This window comes from Vibrio sp. FF145 (assembly GCF_041439075.1).
GTDB lineage: Bacteria > Pseudomonadota > Gammaproteobacteria > Enterobacterales > Vibrionaceae > Vibrio > Vibrio tasmaniensis_A.
Map to the genome: position 1 here is coordinate 71,764 of NZ_JBGONH010000008.1, position 18,641 is coordinate 90,404.

General features: G+C 43.5%; 10 protein-coding genes. 3 read left to right on the top strand and 7 right to left on the bottom strand.

All coding sequences use genetic code 11. The features are described from left to right. Positions 1-172: 172 nt before the first annotated feature. From ACED42_RS05100 to ACED42_RS05130, 7 genes are all read right to left on the bottom strand, one after another. A complete protein-coding gene (locus tag ACED42_RS05100) occupies positions 173-5,014 on the bottom strand; it encodes an NAD-glutamate dehydrogenase (protein ID WP_371701708.1) in 4,842 nt (1,613 codons plus the stop codon). A 228-nt stretch (positions 5,015-5,242) separates the two neighbouring features. Further along, complete coding sequence (locus tag ACED42_RS05105) at positions 5,243-5,461, bottom strand: DUF2835 domain-containing protein (RefSeq protein ID WP_004733645.1); 219 nt, start codon at positions 5,459-5,461, stop codon at positions 5,243-5,245. A 215-nt stretch (positions 5,462-5,676) separates the two neighbouring features. After that, positions 5,677-8,283: an aminopeptidase N gene (pepN, locus tag ACED42_RS05110; protein ID WP_371701710.1), complete on the bottom strand. Its 2,607-nt coding sequence runs from the start codon at positions 8,281-8,283 to the stop codon at positions 5,677-5,679. A 218-nt stretch (positions 8,284-8,501) separates the two neighbouring features. Next, positions 8,502-9,185 (bottom strand): hypothetical protein, encoded by a 684-nt coding sequence (locus tag ACED42_RS05115; protein ID WP_009846656.1) that lies wholly within the window; start codon positions 9,183-9,185, stop codon positions 8,502-8,504. A gap of 275 nt (positions 9,186-9,460) precedes the next feature. Further along, positions 9,461-11,455: a carboxy terminal-processing peptidase gene (gene prc, locus ACED42_RS05120; protein ID WP_371701712.1), complete on the bottom strand. Its 1,995-nt coding sequence runs from the start codon at positions 11,453-11,455 to the stop codon at positions 9,461-9,463. Positions 11,456-11,472: 17 nt separating this feature from the next. Beyond that, on the bottom strand, positions 11,473-12,096 hold the full coding sequence (gene proQ, locus ACED42_RS05125) for an RNA chaperone ProQ (protein WP_009846654.1): 624 nt from the start codon (positions 12,094-12,096) through the stop codon (positions 11,473-11,475). 97 nt (positions 12,097-12,193) lie between these two features. After that, the gene (locus tag ACED42_RS05130) at positions 12,194-12,685 is read right to left on the bottom strand and encodes a GAF domain-containing protein (protein ID WP_009846653.1); all 492 of its coding nucleotides are present in this window, start codon (positions 12,683-12,685) and stop codon (positions 12,194-12,196) included. A gap of 89 nt (positions 12,686-12,774) precedes the next feature. Between ACED42_RS05130 and ACED42_RS05135 the strand changes: the two genes are divergently transcribed. The 3 genes from ACED42_RS05135 (at position 12,775) to ACED42_RS05145 (ending at position 18,595) form a co-directional block, all read left to right on the top strand. After that, positions 12,775-14,559 carry an ABC transporter ATP-binding protein gene (locus ACED42_RS05135; RefSeq protein ID WP_371701715.1) on the top strand — a complete coding sequence of 595 codons (1,785 nt, stop codon included), beginning with the start codon at positions 12,775-12,777 and terminating at the stop codon, positions 14,557-14,559. A 90-nt stretch (positions 14,560-14,649) separates the two neighbouring features. After that, on the top strand, positions 14,650-15,951 hold the full coding sequence (locus tag ACED42_RS05140; protein ID WP_371701717.1) for a PqiA/YebS family transporter subunit: 1,302 nt from the start codon (positions 14,650-14,652) through the stop codon (positions 15,949-15,951). Continuing rightward, positions 15,938-18,595, top strand: coding sequence for an MlaD family protein (locus tag ACED42_RS05145; RefSeq protein WP_371701719.1), 2,658 nt, complete (start codon positions 15,938-15,940; stop codon positions 18,593-18,595). Before ACED42_RS05140 ends, ACED42_RS05145 begins: the two co-directional genes overlap by 14 nt. Positions 18,596-18,641: the final 46 nt, after the last annotated feature.

Sequence of the window (18,641 nt, forward strand, 5' to 3'; positions counted from 1 at the left end):
TCTACCATATTACAGCCACCCACTCTTTTAACAACAAGCAAGGTGTCCACGAAGTGGGTCCGTCAAAAGAAGTGGATCCGTAAAAAATCGTTAGACCTATTGATGCCACTTTATAGAAACGAAAAAGGCAAACCTTATGGCCTGCCCTTATGTCTTTCGTTTTATCTAATCACTAATCTGTCGACATGCAGTTTAGATTCAATAACATCAATTCACGCAGTGCTACTGAGAACTTGGCAAACTCATGAACCGAACCTACTTTGAATTCATTGAGGATACTTTCCCAACGATGTAGAGAAACAGAGTTACTTTCCATCCAATCATCAAGCGCTTTAATCACATCGATGTCTGAAGCACAACCGCAGTTAAGCACTTGGCCAGTTAGCTGACGTTGCTGCCAATCCAGATCTTCTCTGAATGCTGCACGTGCCAGCGCTTGCCAGTTGTTATCTACAGCTTGACCATTGATTTGCTTCAAGAACCAGTGCAGAGACAAACGGTCGCCAAGGTTGAAGTAAAGCTTCGACGCTTGTTGTACTGTTTTACCTGTCTCACGAGCCACTGTGGATATATCCAGTGCCGAGTACAAGCTAGACAAACGCGCAACTGAATTAGCCAACTCAGGGGTTACGCCTTGGTCAATCCATAACTGTGCCATTGCGTTATGCTCTTCTACTTCAGAAGCCACTAGGTTTTCATCCAGTTTCTCTGTGATAGTAAGAACATCGCCTTGGTAAAGTTCAATCAATGCTTTCACTGACTGTTTACCGCTACGGTTTCTTAGCAACCAACGAGCCAAACGACGAAGTGTACGACGAACATGGTAGATCAATTCATATTGAGCTTCAGAACTTGAAACATTGTCCAGTTCACGGATGCTCTTCAGAACTTTGCCAAGACCATAGATTTCACGTGTTGCTGCGTAAGCATTGGCAATATCAACGATATTTGCGCCCGTCTCTTCTTGCAGACGAGTAACGAAGTTACAACCCATCTCGTTAACCATTTGGTTAGCCAGTGCTGTCGCGATGATTTCAGAACGTAGTGGATGGTTATCCATGTGCTGAGAATAGTTACGACGTAACGCGGTTGGGAAGTACTGCATAAGCTGTTGAGCATGGAATTCATCATTAGCGATATCATCACTAACAAGATCTTCTTTAAGCACCATTTTACCGTAAGCGACAAGTACAGAAAGCTCTGGTCTTGTTAGGCCTTGGCCCTGCTTTTCACGCTCGAGCAGTGTTTCGTCATCTGGGATGTATTCCAACCCACGATCCAAGTACCCTGCTTTTTCCATTGTATGAATAAAGCGGATTTGCTCTTTTACTAAGCCAACACCTTGATGCTCAGTAACCGAAATAGACTCAGCTTGGCAATATGCGTCGTCTAGAACGATTTCGCCAACTTCATCTTCCATCGATTCAAGCACTTGGTTACGTTGCTTAACGGTTAGATCACCATTAGACACCAAACCATTCAAGAAGATCTTAATGTTTACTTCATTATCCGAACAGTCAACACCACCAACGTTATCAACAAAGTCGGTATTAACTCGGCCACCCGTCAGCGCGTATTCAATACGACCCAGTTGAGTCATACCCAAGTTACCGCCTTCACCAACAACTTTAGCTTTCAGGTCACGGCCATCGATACGCAGCACGTCATTTGCACGGTCACCTACATCTGTATGAGTCTCGTTTGAAGACTTAACGTAAGTACCGATACCACCATTCCAAAGAAGATCAACCTGCATAGACAAGATCGCTTTGATCAAATCATTCGGTGCCATTGATGCTTTCTTAGTACCCAGCATTTTCTGAATTTCAGGCGTCAGAGAGATAGACTTCGCTCGACGAGAGAAAATGCCACCACCTTGAGAAATCAGGTCTTTGTTGTAATCTTCCCAGCTTGAGCGAGGTAGATTAAACAAGCGCTCACGCTCTACCCAGCTTGATGCTGATTCTGGATTCGGGTCGATGAAAATATGCATGTGGTTAAACGCAGCTTGCATACGAATATGCTTAGACAACAGCATACCGTTACCAAACACATCGCCCGCCATATCACCTACACCGATAGCGGTGAAGTCCGTTGTTTGGCAGTTGATGCCCATTTCACGGAAGTGACGTTTAACTGATTCCCAGCCACCTTTCGCCGTGATACCCATGGCTTTATGGTCATAACCGTTAGAGCCACCAGAGGCAAATGCATCGCCTAACCAGAAATTGTATTCAGCAGATACTGAGTTTGCTAGATCTGAGAACGTTGCGGTACCTTTATCGGCGGCAACAACCAAATACGGATCATCTTCATCGTGACGAACAACGCTCTTAGGTGGAATAACCTCACCTTCAATGATGTTGTCTGATACGTCTAGTAGTGCACGGATGAAGCGTTTGTAACAACGTTGACCTTCAGCGAAGATCTCGTCTCGGCCAGACATAGTGTGCTGACGCTTACAAACGAAACCACCTTTTGCACCAACCGGTACAATTACTGTGTTCTTAACTTGTTGTGCTTTAACTAGGCCTAGAATCTCAGTACGGAAATCCTCTTGACGATCTGACCAACGTAAACCACCACGAGCGACTTTACCGCCACGTAGATGCACACCTTCAATGTCTGGTGCGTAAACGAAGATCTCAAACGCAGGAACCGGTGCTGGGATATCTGGGATCTCGCTTGGTCTCATTTTCAGAGCCAACCAAGGTTTAGACTGTTTGTTGTCGTCTAACTGGTAGTAGTTAGTACGAAGCGTTGCTGTGATCATTTCCATGTAACGACGAATGATACGATCATCATCCAAGCTTTCTACGTGATCCAACTGTTCAGTGATCTTCTTAATAAGATCTTGTTGGCCTTTCGCGCTGCCCTTCAATTTAGGATCAAAACGCTTGCCGAATAAGCTCACTAACCCTTTTGCTAGATCTGGGTAATGAGACAATGTGTCTTCAATGTATTGTTGACTGAATGGGAAACCCACTTGGCGCATGTAACGCGCATACGCACGTAAGATTGAGATTTCACGGCCAGAAAGAGCAGCACCCAATACCAAGCGGTTAAAACCATCGCTGTCTAATTCACCTTCCCAAATCGCAGCAAAGGCTTGTTGGAATAGATCGCGCGCTTCACGAAGATCAATCGTCTTGTCACTCTTATGTAGCATCGAGAAATCAAGGATCCAATAAGTCACCCCATTGGTCTTGCGTACTTCATAAGGTGATTCACCAATAACGCGCAGGCCAAAGTTTTCAAGCATTGGCATAACATCAGACAGGTGAATCGGCTCATCACTGTGGTAGAACAGCTTCAAACGAACAGCTTTAGAGTCTGCAGCCTCTTCTTGAGGGCGGTAGAAAAGCATACCCAGTTTGTTGTCTTCACTTAGTGCTTCTAAACGCTCGATATCTGCAACCGCAGAACCAGGCATCATGTCTTCTTTGTACGAACGTGGGAATGCACGCATGTACTCTTTCGATAACGGAAGACCTTTGCTCTCACCGAAGTTAGCAACGATTGATTCAGACAGGCGGTCATCCCACGTAGACGATACTTCCATTAAATTTTGCTCAATTGTTTTCACGTCCACATCCATGTTGTTGTTATCAACACGAACAATATAGTGCGTTCTTGCCAGTGGGCTTTCAGAGAAGTATGTCGTGAATTCGACCTCTTCTTCGCAACCGAAATACTGCTTCAAGATGCGTTGGGTTTGACGACGAAGTTCGGTGTTGTAACGATCTTTAGTAACGTAAACCATGCAGCTAAAGAAACGGCCAAACGGGTCTTTGCGAACAAACAAACGCAGAAGATCGCGATCTTGCATTTGAACTACGCCAGTACCGACTTCTAGCAATTCTTCTTCACGAGCTTGAAGCAGTTCATCTCGCGGGTAGTTTTCTAGAATGTTGTGCAGAGCTTTATAAGAGTATGAACCTTCACGGTAGCCACTCGCGTCTAAGATACGCTCTACTTTCTCGCGAACAAGAGGAATCGTTTCAACGGTTTGGTTATAAACGGCAGAGGTGTAAAGACCAGTAAAGCGGTGTTCACCAATGACCTTACCGTTCTTATCGAACTTCTTAATACCAATGTAATCATTGTAAGCTGGGCGGTGAATGCGTGAAGCCGTGTTGCCCTTGGTTACGATAAGTACATAAGGCTTTTTGGCTTCAAGACGTGCCGAATCCGAAAACTCAGACAGCTTAACGTTACGCACACGATCTGAATTCGCAAACAAACCAAGGCCTTGCTCCTTGGTCGGTTGTAGTTCTGTGTCGCCATTTACAGAAACAAGGTCATATTCCTTGTAGCCCATAAACGTAAAGTTGTGCTCGCCTAACCAACGAAGAAACGCCAACGTCTCATCAAAACGTTGGCCGTCTACAGGAATACTTTCTTTTTGCTTTTCAACTTGATTCGTTACTTCCTCAAGTTTTTCAACCATCTTCAGCCAATCGTTCACGACTAAACCAGTATCGGTAAAGATATCCAGTAGTTCCGTTTTGAGCGCTGTCATTTCAGCTTTGCTGCTAAGACGGTCTACTTCGATATGGAAAAGCGATTGGAATGCACCTTCGTTATTGCTCACGCCGACAACGCTGCCCTTATCAGAGCGAGAGATTTGTGTTGGATTGTGAAGCATAAGGTGAGAAGAAAGGTCTAGGCGAGTCAGCGCCATTTTTACAGAGTCTACAAGGAATGGGCTATCTGGTACGACTATCTCTACGATAGTGTGAGTAGATTGCCAACCTTGACGACTTACTGTCGGGTTAAAAACACGAACAGAGATTTGGTCAGCTTTCTTTTCATTGATGTGATGCCATAAGCTAACTACAGCACCGTATAAATCGGATTCGTTTCTCTGAGTTAGATCGTCGTGAGAAACGTTACTAAACAGGTGTTGAGCAAGTTGAGTTACGAGAGGTCGATGAGCAAGGTCAAGTTTGTCTTGAATCAGTTTGTAAACTTTTTCAAGTAAAACTGGAACCACAGTTTCACGTGCGGTCATAGTCACACTCCACAATTAGAATTTTATTTTATTATTAGGGGGCTTACTTAAGCTAGCGTTTGAATCAAGCCTTCAAGGCCAGTTCTACTAACGAGTTAAGCAAAGGTAATGCATTCATTTATTGTAAAAGCATTATTGATAAATAGTTAATTGTTTTAGAGGTGGTAAGAGGTGAAATGTTTGATTATGTGATTAAGATTCCCTTTAACTCACTAGGCACGCCAAGCTTTACAGAGCTTCCAACTTAATAAACTTATTTTTTTGGTCAGTTGTTAACCTAAACTGTCCTCTAACCCCTATTTGTGTAAGAAATGGTCTGAAGCGAGTTGCAGGTAGCTGTAAGCGTAACCCTGTTGTTGTTATCACTTGAACTTTACTTGCGGCACCCGAGTAGCTAGCCAAAAACTGCTGATATGAGATGTTAAGTTGGAAAATATAGCGATTCATACGATACCTGTATAAATATATAGTGCCGGTATTTTTGGCACTTAACGATGTCTGAAAGTGAACTTGAAACTGCTCTAGCTTATCGAAAATTCGATAAACCAGAAACAAAAAAATCAGTGGCAGATATTCTCTACCACTGATGACTTTTCGTTACTAGTAAACTGTTTATTAGCAAACCGCTTATGATCAAACAGTTACCTGAATAAGCGGCTGATTTAAGCCTCTAGTGCTTTTGCCACTTTCTCGAATAAGTCTTTTGCAAGGTTGTCCATGTTCTTCAGCGTCTCAAGTTCTTTTTTGATTAGAGCTTGGCGTTCATCATCGTACTTACGGAACTTAAGTAGCGGGTCAATCAAACGTGAAGCCACTTGCGGGTTGCTGCTGTTCAGTTCACGTAGGATCTCGCCAGCAAACGCGTAACCTTGTCCTGACTTGGCGTGGAATTGAACCGGGTTCATGTTTAAGAACGAACCAACCAAGTTACGAGTACGGTTCGGGTTCTTCAAGCTGAACGCTTGGTGCGACATCGACGCTTTAATCACTTCAAGTGCATTAGAGCTTGGGTTTGAACCTTGCAATGCAAACCACTTATCCATGACAAGACCATCATGTTTCCACTTGTCGCTGTAATCCGCCATCAAGGTTTCACGACATGGTAGTTGCGCACTGTTCGCCGCGCCCATCGCTGCCATTGTATCTGTCATGTTGTTTGCTTGTTGGTACATAGCAACAACCAAGTCATTACCCTTTTCAGTATGCGCTAAGTAACTTAGACAAACTTTACGTAGAGTACGCTTACCAATCGAATCGTGATCGATCGTGTATTCTGTTAGTGCATGGCTGTGATAAACCGCCGCTAACTCGTCTTCAAGTTCTGCAGCTAGTGTTACTTTCATTGAGTTAAGAACAGATGCGACCGCATCAATATCAACGCGCTCATACCAACCCGACACTTCGTTATGGCTCGGTAGAGAAAGCATTTCTGCAATAAACGCAGGTTCTAGTGAATCACTAAGCAGTACCCCGCGGAATGCATCAACAACAGAAGCAGAAAGTTCAAACTTTTGACCTTGTTGAACGTTATCTACGTTGCTACGGATGTATTTCGCTAGCAGCATTTGACCCGCATCCCAACGAGAGAACTCATTGCGAGCATTCACCATCAGGAAGATCAGCTCTTCATCTGAGTAATCGTATTCCAATTTCACTGGCGCAGAGAATTCACGAAGTAGCGATGGGATCGGTTGCTCTGAAACGTTTTCAAACACAAACGTTTGTTCCGCTTCTTTCACATCTAATACATTGTGAACTGGCTGACCGTTACATTGTAACCCAATCACTTCACCCGACGCGGTGTATAGCTCGATGTCTAGAGGAATATGCAGAGCTTGCTTATCCGTTTGCTCATGAGTTGGAGCCGTTACTTGGCGAGTTGTTAACGTGTACTCTTTCTTTTCTGCGTCGTAGTGACTTTCAACAGACAGCGTCGGCGTACCAGACTGGCTGTACCATAAACGGAACTGAGACAGGTCAACGCCCGACGCATCTTCCATTGCAGCAACGAAATCTTCGCAAGTTGCAGCGGTACCATCGTGACGTTCAAAGTAAAGCTTCATGCCTTTTTGGAAACCTTCCTCACCCAACAATGTGTGGATCATTCGGATCACTTCACTGCCCTTTTCGTATACCGTCAATGTGTAGAAGTTGTTCATTTCTATCACTTTTTCAGGGCGAATTGGGTGAGACATTGGACTTGCATCTTCAGCGAATTGTGGCCCGCGAATAATACGAACATTGTTGATTCGGTTTACTGCGCGAGAACCAAGATCAGATGAGAACTCTTGGTCACGGAATACGGTTAAGCCTTCTTTCAAGCTTAGTTGGAACCAATCGCGACATGTCACTCGGTTACCGGTCCAGTTATGGAAATATTCATGACCGATTACCGCTTCGATGCCTAGGTAGTCGGTGTCGGTTGCTGTTTGGTCGTTCGCTAAAACAAACTTAGAGTTAAATACGTTCAGACCTTTGTTTTCCATCGCGCCCATGTTGAAGAAATCAACAGCTACGATCATGTAGATGTCTAAGTCATACTCAAGATTGAAACGCTCTTCGTCCCACTTCATTGAGTTAATCAAAGAAACCATCGCGTGGTTTGCGCGGTCTAGATTGCCTTTGTCGACAAAGATTTCTAGGTCAACTTTGCGGCCTGATTGTGTGGTGTAAGCGTCACGAAGTACATCAAAGTCACCGGCAACAAGAGCAAACAAGTAAGCAGGTTTTGGATGTGGGTCTTGCCACTTAACCCAGTGACGACCATTTTCAGCATCACCTTCATCTATACGGTTACCATTACTAAGTAAGAATGGATTTTCTGCTTTGTCTGCGATTACCGTTGTGGTGAATTTTGCCAATACATCAGGGCGGTCCATGTAGTAAGTAATACGACGGAAACCTTCAGCTTCACACTGAGTACAGAATGCGCCACCCGACTTATACAAACCTTCAAGTGCACTATTCCCTTCAGGATTTACTTCCGTCACGATCGTGAGTGTGAAATCTTTCGGTAGTCCGCTCAGTGTCAGTTGAGTTTCAGATTGCTCGAATTGCGTCCACTCTTGACCCTCTACTAAAACAGAAACCAACGTCAAACCTTCACCATCAAGTACTAAGGTCGAACTATCTTTCTCTTGCTTAACACTAGACACCGCCGTAATGATGGACGCTGAATCGTACAAATCGAAAGTAAGATCGATTTGAGAAATAGTGTGAGATGGTGATTGATAATCTTTACGATACTTGGCTTGAGGTGTATGTGCCATGACGGGTTCCTTTTGATCGTTATACGTAATTGTATTTTAACTGTATATATCTAAAGGTTGAGGGCCAAGAACACAAGGGGAATATTGAAAAAAGGAGGCATTGTAGTAAAACGCCTCCATGTTTTGCTATTTTATCAACCAAATAAGAAAGGAACGGCTAATAAATGAACTGTGAGCCATATTATCAACAAACCTGACTTTGCGCATCCAACCCGTCATTATCGAATACGATTGAGTACTGCAAACATGTCGCCTTCTTCACCTTGAAGCGTCAAGACGTCGCTGTTTAATGTGTAACGAGTGCCGTGCTCGCCATTTTCATACAGAAGCACCAATTGATCGCCTTCTGTGTAATACACCCCACGACGAACAACCTCACTCCCCACTTCATCGGACACTCTGAACATAAATACAAAGTCAGGTTGAAGCACTAAATCCATTTTTTGAATGTTACTCGCGCGCAGGTCGCTACCTGAAAGCTCAGCACTCGACCAAATACCTGCCAGTGCATTCGGTAAGGCTTTGGTAAACATGACACCGTTGAGGTTCAACATATTATGGTTACTGCTATAGGCGTAAACTTGAGGTTCAGAGGTGTTTAAACCCAAAATAATGGTATCTTCATTGGCATTATACAAGCCTTCCCAATGGTCGACACTGTAGTCTTTCTTTTGAATATCAATGGAGAATGAATAATTTGAATCAAGGGTTAGCTTTATCGCTCTAAAATTTTCAGTACCTTGTTCAGGATCTGGGTTCATCAAATACCAATCACCAAGCAGTAAAGGAAGGTCAAAATGAGATAGATTGCTGTCACTTTTTGATTGCTGATCGCTTGAAGCGACCTCACTCCCAAAAGCAACAAAACTTAAACAAGATAAAAATAGTAGAATCCATTTCATACGCGCCCCCTCGTTTTCTTTAAGCTTAGGCACGTAATGAATAGAAAGCGAAAAAATTTGATCCAAGTCACTAAATTTTAAGTGCAAAGTAACTTAAATGTCATTATTCGACACAAAACAGAGCTAAATAACCCTGAACATTGAGTGTTCTTTGCGACAGTCTCAACGGTTACAATCAGGTATTCCTGTCAAATCATAGACACAAAAAAAGCGAGCCTAGGCTCGCTTTTTAAATTGTGCATCTTTAAACAATCACCTTTTAACAGGTATTTGCTCTATTTCTTGATCATATCCAGCATGATAGCAACAGATTCATCAAGATAAGCATCCGGGGCTTCGTAGTCTTTAGGGATATCATCCAACGTTTTAAATACCTCTAACTTAGCCGCTTTTTGACGTTGATTGATACGCTCTAGACGAAGCACATCCCCATCATCACTCTCTTGTTGACGTACTTTTTCGTTCAAAGAAAGGTCGTTATCATCTTTATCAGCCTTATATTTTTCAATATCTTGCGCGATAAAGCCAAACTCCATGTCTGTCGCAATACGAGCTTGGTGTTGAGCGGTTAAAGCAGTAACTTGCTCATCGTTACGCTGTAACACTGAATAGTTAGCTTTATCTATGCTATCCCAAGGCAGAGCATTATCTTCAACACTTTCACCAGTATCTGCTGGATCAATTGCCGTTGGGTAAGCAATATCAGGCACTACACCTTTGTTTTGCGTACTTCCGCCATTGATTCGGTAGAATTTCTGGATGGTGTATTGAACGTAGCCTAACTCTTTATCGAACAAATCATAAATATGATTCAAAGAGCGGTGTTGTTGCACCGTTCCTTTACCGAAAGAGTTTTCACCAAGGATGATTGCACGACCATAATCTTGCATCGCTGCTGCAAAGATTTCAGATGCTGAAGCACTGTAGCGATTCACCAATACCGTTAATGGACCTTGGTAACTAATTTCGCCATCAGTATCACTGTTCACTTTTACACGACCGTAGCTATCACGAACTTGAACAACGGGCCCCTCTTTGATAAACAAACCAGAGAGTTCGGTTGCTTCCGTTAGTGCACCACCACCGTTGTTTCGCAGATCAACAATGATACCTTCGACACCTTGCTCTTTAAGTTCGGTGATCAGTTTATCAGTATCTTTAGAAAGGCCAACATAGAAGCTTGGTACTTCTAGTACGCCAATCTTCTTGCCATCTTTCTCGATAACTTCTGATTTAACAGCGCGGTCTTCTAAGCGAATCTTATCGCGTACAATTGTGACAACGTGACTTTTTGCATCTTTACCATCTGGCAAGATCTGTAGCTTAACTTTAGTCCCTTTCGGTCCTTTAATTAATTGCACTACATCGTCTAAACGCCAGCCGATAACATCAATAATATCTTCGCCATCTTGACCAACACCAACAATACGGTCACCATCACTCAATTGCTTGCTGTTTGACGCAGGGCCACCAGCAACGAGAGATCGGATAACGGTGTAGTCGTCTGTCATTTGAAGTACAGCACCAATGCCTTCTAGAGATAGATTCATCTCAGACTGGAATTGCTCTGCATTTCTTGGAGAAAGGTAACTGGTATGAGGATCAACTTCTCGCGCGAATGCGTTCATGTAGATCTGGAAAGCATCTTCGTTGTGCGATTGCGTAATACGCTTCATCGCATTGTTGTAACGCTTTTCCAAAACTTCTTGAATCTCTGGCCACTCTTTACCTGTAAGTTTTAGATTCAACGCGTCGTATTTAACACGCTTCCTCCAAAGCTCATTCACTTCAGCGATATCTTTTGGCCATTCCGCTTCGCTACGATTGAGCTCAATACTTTCATCAGTATCAAACTTAATCTCAGTATCTAGTAAAGACAGCGCATATTGGAAACGTTCAAAACGCTTCTGCATGGACAAATTATAAACATCGAATGCAATTTGGTTATTACCGGCTTTCAGTTGGTCATCAATTTGTTTAGATGAAGTAGCGAAAGAGTCAATATCAGCTTGAGTGAAGATATTACGGTTATAATCCAACATCTCTAAATAACGATTAAAGATAGCTTGGGAGAAATCATCGTTGAGATTGAAGTGTTTATAGTGGGAACGAGTAAATCGAGAAGTAACACGTTTACTAGCAGTTTCGTGTTGAACCTCAGGAGCGAGTAGAGGTAAATCGTCCTGATTTAATTTGGCTTCAAGAGCCTGAGCTGAAGCTGCTAGCAAAAAGCTAGCAGCAATCAGTGTCAATTTTGAACGGCATTTCATGCGTAGGAGTATCTCCTTTAAGCGCGCAAGTGCTCCGCTTTAACAACCATTTGTAGGCCGTTTGCTAACTGAACACGCACATCTTCCTTATTGATTTCAACAATGGTCGCAGCCATGTTTCCTGTACCCATGTTCACATTTACTTCTTTACCAGTGATAAATTCATCGGCGTTCAAAGCGCGTGTTTCTACAGGCTTTTCTACTTTCGGTGCTTTAGGCGCTTGACGACGAGGCTGTTGAGCTTTCTTCGCTTTAGCTTTCGCTTTGCCTTCGTCACGAGCTTTCTGTGCTTGTTCTTTACGACGAGCCTGAACTTTCGCTTTGCTTTCTGCAAGTGTCGCTTTAGCGTGCTCAACGTGCTCTTCTTCTAGTGTGCCACATACGTTGCCGTCTAGGTCAACACGTTCTGCGCCAGCTTTTACGCCGTGCAGGTAACGCCATGATGATGTGTACTGTCTTAACGCTGCACGAAGCTGAGTCTTACTTACTTTTTCGTCTTCATTTAGACGTTCAGCAAGATCTTGAAAAATACCAATTTTAAGTGGTTTCGCTTCACCTTCTAGAGTAAAGCATTTAGGGAAACATTCAGCAACATATGCGATAACTTCTTTGCTGTTTTTTAACTTTTCAGTGTTTTCCATGTGGGTTCCTGGTTTTTGCGGTTTTCCGCGAGCATTAAGAAAATATTTTTACGTATTATAGAGAGATGCTTGGGAAAAACCACAGTAAGAGAATAATTTATGCCTTGTTCGCGTGCGAATTAAGCAGCTTTTCCACTTCTGCCATGAAAAATGTTAATCCGTCCTCGTCAATTTGAGAAAAACGACCAACATTTGGGCTATCGATATCAAGAACGCCCGCAATTTTCCCGTCAATCGAAAATGGTATAACGATTTCTGAGTTACTTGCAGCGTCACAAGCGATGTGTCCTTCGAATTCATGAACATCATGAATGCGCTGAACTGTATTCGTCGCGACCGCAGTTCCACACACACCACGCCCTACCGGAATTCGAACACAAGCTGGTTGACCTTGGAATGGGCCAAGCACAAGTTCGTCTTTTTCCTTAGATTGGTCCTGCTTCATTAAATAGAAGCCTGCCCAATTTAATTCATCCAACTCCATGAATAATAATGAGCTGATATTAGCTAGATTAGCAGTTAGATCGGGTTCTGATTCAATTAATGCAACGGCTTGTTTGGTTAAGCGTTGGTAATGTTCTATTTTCATATTAACTTCCAATTAAATTGAGACTTCCATTATCAAGAGAACGCAGTAAAATGCGGCCATCAAACTAAATAGGACTTATTCTCATTACAATGACCAATTCAGAAGACACTATTAGCCGTTCTTGGTTAATAACTCAAGTAAAAAAACACAAGTCCAAATTACTGTTTGCTAACATTATTGCCATACTTGCAACTCTCATTAGTGTCCCTATCCCGTTGCTCATGCCATTAATGGTTGATGAAGTATTACTTGATAAGCCGGCTTCTGGCTTAGAGATGATGAACCATCTACTTCCGACATCGTTGCAGACACCAACTGGCTATATTGCACTGACTTTGCTGTTAGTCATAATCATGCGTACTGTTAGCCAAGCGTTGAACATTCTACAAGGGCGTCAATTCACGCTTGTCTCAAAAACAATTACCTATCAAATGCGCAGTAAGATGATAGATAAGCTTGGCCGCATTAGTATTAGACAATACGAGACCAAAGGCAGTGGCGGTATTAATGCTCACCTGATAACAGACATAGAGACAATAGATAAGTTCATTGGTTCGACTCTATCTAAGTTCATAATTAGCTTCTTAACCGTTTTCGGTACCGCTATCGTGTTGCTATGGTTAGAGTGGCGTTTAGGACTGTTCATTTTACTGGTCAATCCTGTTGTGATTTATTTCTCCCGTAAACTAGGTAGCAGAGTTAAACACCTTAAAAAGTATGAGAACCAATCTTTCGAGCGCTTTCAAAACCGTTTAGTGGAAACCTTAGACGGTATTTACCAACTGCGTGCGGCAAACAAGGAACGTATCTTTCTCGATGAACTTAAGGTTCAAGCAAACCAAGTGAGAGTCGATGCAGACAAATACGCTTGGCAATCAGAAGCTGCTGGCCGTGTTTCGTTTCTGCTGTTCTTATTAGGTTTCGAGCTTTTCCGTGCCGTCGCGATGCTAATGGTGTTATTCAGTGACTTAACGATTGGTCAGATTTTCGCGGTATTTGGTTACTTGTGGTTTATGTTAGGCCCGGTACAAGAGTTGTTAGGGATTCAATTCTCTTGGTATAGCGCAAAAGCAGCACTTCAGCGCATCAACGACCTTCTTCAGTTAGAAGAAGAGAAGCGCCCTATCAGTAAAGTGAACCCATTTAATGAAGATCAAGAAGTGACAGTCGACATTGAAGACGTTACATTCTCTTACACATTAGAAAACACTGTTTTAAATAGGCTATCGCTGCACATTCCTGCAGGTAAGAAAGTCGCTTTGGTGGGTGCGAGTGGTGGTGGTAAATCTACGTTAATCCAGTTACTGATTGGTGTTTATCAAGCGGATTCTGGATGCATTCGTTATAACGGCGAAACCACCGACGACATCAGCTTCGATGTAATACGCAGTCAAATTGCCGTTGTTTTACAACAACCTATACTTTTTAACGATACATTAAGGCATAATCTGACGCTTGGTGCTGAATACGATGAAATGTCGTTGTGGCGTGCACTTGAAGTCTCTCAAATGCAAGATGTCATCAAGCAACTGAGTAATGGCTTAGATACACAAATTGGTAGGAATGGCGTTCGACTGTCTGGCGGGCAACGACAACGCTTAGCGATAGCCCGAATGGTGCTGAGCAATCCTAAGTTTGTTATTCTAGATGAAGCGACATCAGCACTCGATACAGCAACAGAGTCAGCACTGCATAAAGCGCTGAGCGAGTTTTTGAAAGATCGCACAACTTTGATAGTGGCTCATCGATTATCAGCGGTGAAACAGGCCGATCTAATCTATGTTTTAGAAGATGGGCAAGTTACACAGACAGGAACACATGGTGAATTGGTTGAACAACAAGGATTATATCAAACACTCTACGGCAGTGTGTAATCGCACGCCTGATGTTTATTGTTCTAGAGATTTAAATCAGTGTTGTTCTAGGCATTTAAATCAGGTTAAAAGTCTGATTAGTGTTTCAACTTGGGAGGTCGCGTGACCTCCCCATCCGTAACCAACTCTTTATCAACTAAGCAGCAGTTATCGACTCAGCACCAGTGCGACAGTAGCTCTGTACGTCTTTGTCAGGGCTGCGAACTTCCCGTTGATAAAATGGACATCCCTTTGGGGAAATCCGCTTACTGCCCAAGATGCGGTACTCAGCTTTATAGAGGCGGCCCCCCTAGCCTGTCTGGAAACCTTGCAATCGCGATTACCTGCTTATTGCTGTTTATCCCCTCACACTTTTTTGAATTCATCAGTATTCGCCTGATTGGTGTCATGATACCTGCGACGTTACCATCTGGCGTATTTACTTTAATGGGTGAAGGCTTCCCTCTACTTGGCTTGTTGATCTTATTCTGCAGTTCGATCGCCCCGTTACTTGTTTGTACCTCGGTACTCATCACCCATTTATCCTTGCGCTTTAAGATTTTCACACCATTTCGTTATGCATTAGCTATCATTCAGACACTTAAGCACTGGATGATGTTGGATGTATTTCTGGTGAGCGTGGCAATCTCGTGCTTCAAATTACAAGATTACTCAGATATTTTCGTCGGCCCTGGTTTAGTTGGTCTGATTCTACTGCAGCTTTTCAGTGTGTTACTGGTAAGCCGAATCAGTGTGCGTCGCTACTGGGAAGCTTGGGCTAAAGAGTCTCACTACTCTTTCGAACAAAGTAAGAACGTACACTGTCATAACTGTCACCTGTCTCAGCCTGACGGGCACACTTGCGTGCGTTGTCACCATGACTTATATCATCGCAAACCCTACTCTGTACAAAAGACATGGGCTCTACTTTTTGCCGCCTCAGTGGCTATCGTGCCGGCCAACGTCATTCCAATTTCTATCGTGATAACAAACGGGCAAAGATTAGAAGACACCATCATCTCCGGTGTCGCTTCGCTAATTAATAGCGACATGTATGGCATCGCAGCAATCATTTTTATTGCCAGTATCGTCGTGCCTGTCGCGAAAATACTTGGTCTAACGTATATCTTAATTTGTATCAAAATGAAGCGTGCGGTTTACCATAGACAACGTATGACCATCTATTTCATTGTGAAATGGGTGGGAAAGTGGTCGGTAATGGATCTGTTCGTTATTTCGATCATGATGACCTTGGTCGACCGTGGACAAATTTTAAACTTTACACCAGGTTATGGTGCAGTCGCTTTTGGCGTCGTGGTTGTTCTCACGATGCTGGCAGCGGAAAGCTTAGATCCTAGGCTAATTTGGGATAACTACACCTCTAAAGATGAGTCAGTGAATGAACAACGATAACCAATCACAAACGTCATATTCACCAGAAGTCAGGAAAAACAAAGGTATTTCCCCTTTGTGGATCCTGCCGATACTAACCGTCGCATTAGCGGGTTGGTTGGTCATGAAATCGATACACGATGCAGGACAACGTGTGCAGATATATTTCTCAGATGCCGCAGGTTTAGTCGCAGGTCGAACGACTATTCGCTACCAAGGCTTAGAGGTGGGTATGGTGCGCGACATCACCTTGTCCAAAGATTTATCGAGCATCTATGTCGATGCTGACATCTACCCAGAAGCGAAAAAGCTACTCTCAAAAGGCACGCGTTTCTGGCTCGTAAAACCAACAGCAAGTTTATCTGGTATCTCAGGGTTAGATGCGCTTGTTTCAGGTAACTATATTGCTATCCATCCTAGCGAAACCAAGCAAGAACCAGAAACCGTTTTCCAGGCCTTAGAATCATCCCCTTCTGACTTATTGGCTTCGGAAGGCCTGAATATTTCATTGACGACCAAAGACCTGGGGGGTGTGTCTGTTGGCTCTCAAATCGTTTATCGTAAAATTCCAATTGGTGAGGTTTACAACTACCAGCTAAACGACAATGCAAAATCCGTGACGATTCAAGCGGCGATTAAAGATGAATACAGCCATATCATTACCGACCAAAGCCGTTTTTGGAATGTCAGTGGCTTAGGTGCCAGTATCGGATTTTCTGGTGTCGACGTACGCTTAGAAAGCCTCAGTGCTCTGCTTGGCGGTTCAATTGCGGTCGACTCTCCTGGAGAGGGTCAACCCGTAGAGATGAACACCAAATTCAAACTTTACCCAGATTTGAAAACAGCCGGTCGTGGTATCTCGATCAAGATAGCCGTACCCGACGACAACAAGATCAGTGCAACGGGCGCTCCGATCATGTATCGAGGCATCGAAATCGGTCAAATCACTGACCTATCTTTAAGCGAAGGGCGTGAAAACGTCGTGGCATCGGCTGCAATCCAACCGGCATTCAGTGACTTTTTAAATAGCGGCAGTCAATTCGTTTTAGAGGAAGCTGAACTATCACTTACTGGAATGAAAAATATTGCCAACTTAGTCACAGGGAACTTTCTAACCTTGGTTCCAGGTGAGGGTGAAAAAGCGCGTCGATTTACTGCGATTCGCAAAAATGAGTTCAGTCAGGAACAAGAAAAATCCGTTGCGATTCGCTTAACATCGAACAATTCATTCGGGTTAGATGTCGGTACACAGCTACTCTACAAAGGCATTGCTGTTGGCTCTATCATCCAAGTAGGTTTAGTCGATGGTGTAGGTACTGGCTCTGATAAGCACGAAGTGTTTTTGGATGCACTTATCGATAACGAATATGCTCACCTAATCAAAAGCCATAACCGTTTCTTTGTGACAGGCAGTGCAACTGCAGAGCTAACCGAATCTGGCTTAAGTGTAACAGTTCCACCAGCCAAACAACTTCTTACTGGCTCAATTAGCTTTGTTAGCGAAGGTCAGTCGAAAGCACGAACTGACTATCAGCTTTTCCAAAGCAAATCGTTAGCAGAAATCGCCAAGTTTAATCAGTCTGGCTCAAAGACGCTTTCGTTGTTTGCGAGCGAGCTACCTTCAATTTCTAAAGGAAGCCCACTACTCTACCGCAACCTACAAGTGGGTAGCATTTCTGATTTTCAGCTTGTCGATGGTGGCGTGAGAATCAAAGTCACGATCGAAAATCGTTACACACACTTACTCAATGAACATACTGTTTTCTGGAACCGCTCAGGCGTTGAGATTGATGCGTCGCTATCGGGTATCAGTATTAAAGCAGCCCCCGTTAAAACGCTTATTCAAGGCGGTATTGCTTTTGACTCTCTTCCGGGAATAGACAACAAACTCGGTGATGTGTGGAAACTTTATAAAGATTCGAAATCTGCGCGAAAATTTGGTCGTGCGATTACGATTACCTCTTCAGGCGATCAAGAAGTCAGCAAAGGCATGGCGATCAAATATCAAGGCGTCACCGTCGGTGAGGTTACCTTGGTGGTTCCTAACTTCAATAAAGGCGGTATTGAAATTACTGCGCGTATTTTACCTGAGTACGTAGACAAGATTGCCGTTGCGAAGAGTCACTTCTGGTTAGCAGAACCTGAAATCGGCCTTAATGGCATCAAAAACGTCTCTGCACTGCTTTCTAAGCACATCAACGTAGACCCGGGCAATGGTGAAAGAAATACGAAATTTAAGCTTAGCAAGGGGCCAGTACAGCCTGAAGGCAAAATATTCCAGCTACAAAGCGAAACGCGAGGCTCGATATCTGAAGGCACACCTATCCTATTTCGAGAACTAGAAATCGGTAGTGTTATCGATGTTCAACTAGGCGAGTTTGCTGACCGCATCATCTCTACCATTCAAATAGAGCCTGATTACGCATATCTAATCCGCGCAAACACTGTGTTCTGGAACGTGTCGGGCGTCGATGTCTCTATCGGTCTCTCTGGTGCAAACATCAAAGCTGGAACGGTAGACAGCTTATTAAGAGGTGGTATTACATTCTCAACGCCACCGACCAATGAGCTTCAGCCAGTGGCAAACGAAGATCAGTCTTTCTATCTCTATCCTAAAGCTGAAGATGAGTGGAAATCATGGAGAACCGCAATTCCTCGCCCATAGAGTGAATCCTCAGAAGCTCCATGCAAATTAATACCGCTTAACGAAG

Bases quoted from the DNA above. Each gene is read 5' to 3' on its own strand.
- prc (WP_371701712.1), bottom strand. From the start codon at position 11,455: ATGAAATGCCGTTCAAAATTGACACTGATTGCTGCTAGCTTTTTGCTA.
- ACED42_RS05135 (WP_371701715.1), top strand. From the start codon at position 12,775: ATGACCAATTCAGAAGACACTATTAGCCGTTCTTGGTTAATAACTCAA.
- ACED42_RS05100 (WP_371701708.1), bottom strand. From the start codon at position 5,014: ATGACCGCACGTGAAACTGTGGTTCCAGTTTTACTTGAAAAAGTTTAC.
- pepN (WP_371701710.1), bottom strand. From the start codon at position 8,283: ATGGCACATACACCTCAAGCCAAGTATCGTAAAGATTATCAATCACCA.
- ACED42_RS05115 (WP_009846656.1), bottom strand. From the start codon at position 9,185: ATGAAATGGATTCTACTATTTTTATCTTGTTTAAGTTTTGTTGCTTTT.
- ACED42_RS05105 (WP_004733645.1), bottom strand. From the start codon at position 5,461: ATGAATCGCTATATTTTCCAACTTAACATCTCATATCAGCAGTTTTTG.
- ACED42_RS05145 (WP_371701719.1), top strand. From the start codon at position 15,938: ATGAACAACGATAACCAATCACAAACGTCATATTCACCAGAAGTCAGG.
- ACED42_RS05130 (WP_009846653.1), bottom strand. From the start codon at position 12,685: ATGAAAATAGAACATTACCAACGCTTAACCAAACAAGCCGTTGCATTA.
- proQ (WP_009846654.1), bottom strand. From the start codon at position 12,096: ATGGAAAACACTGAAAAGTTAAAAAACAGCAAAGAAGTTATCGCATAT.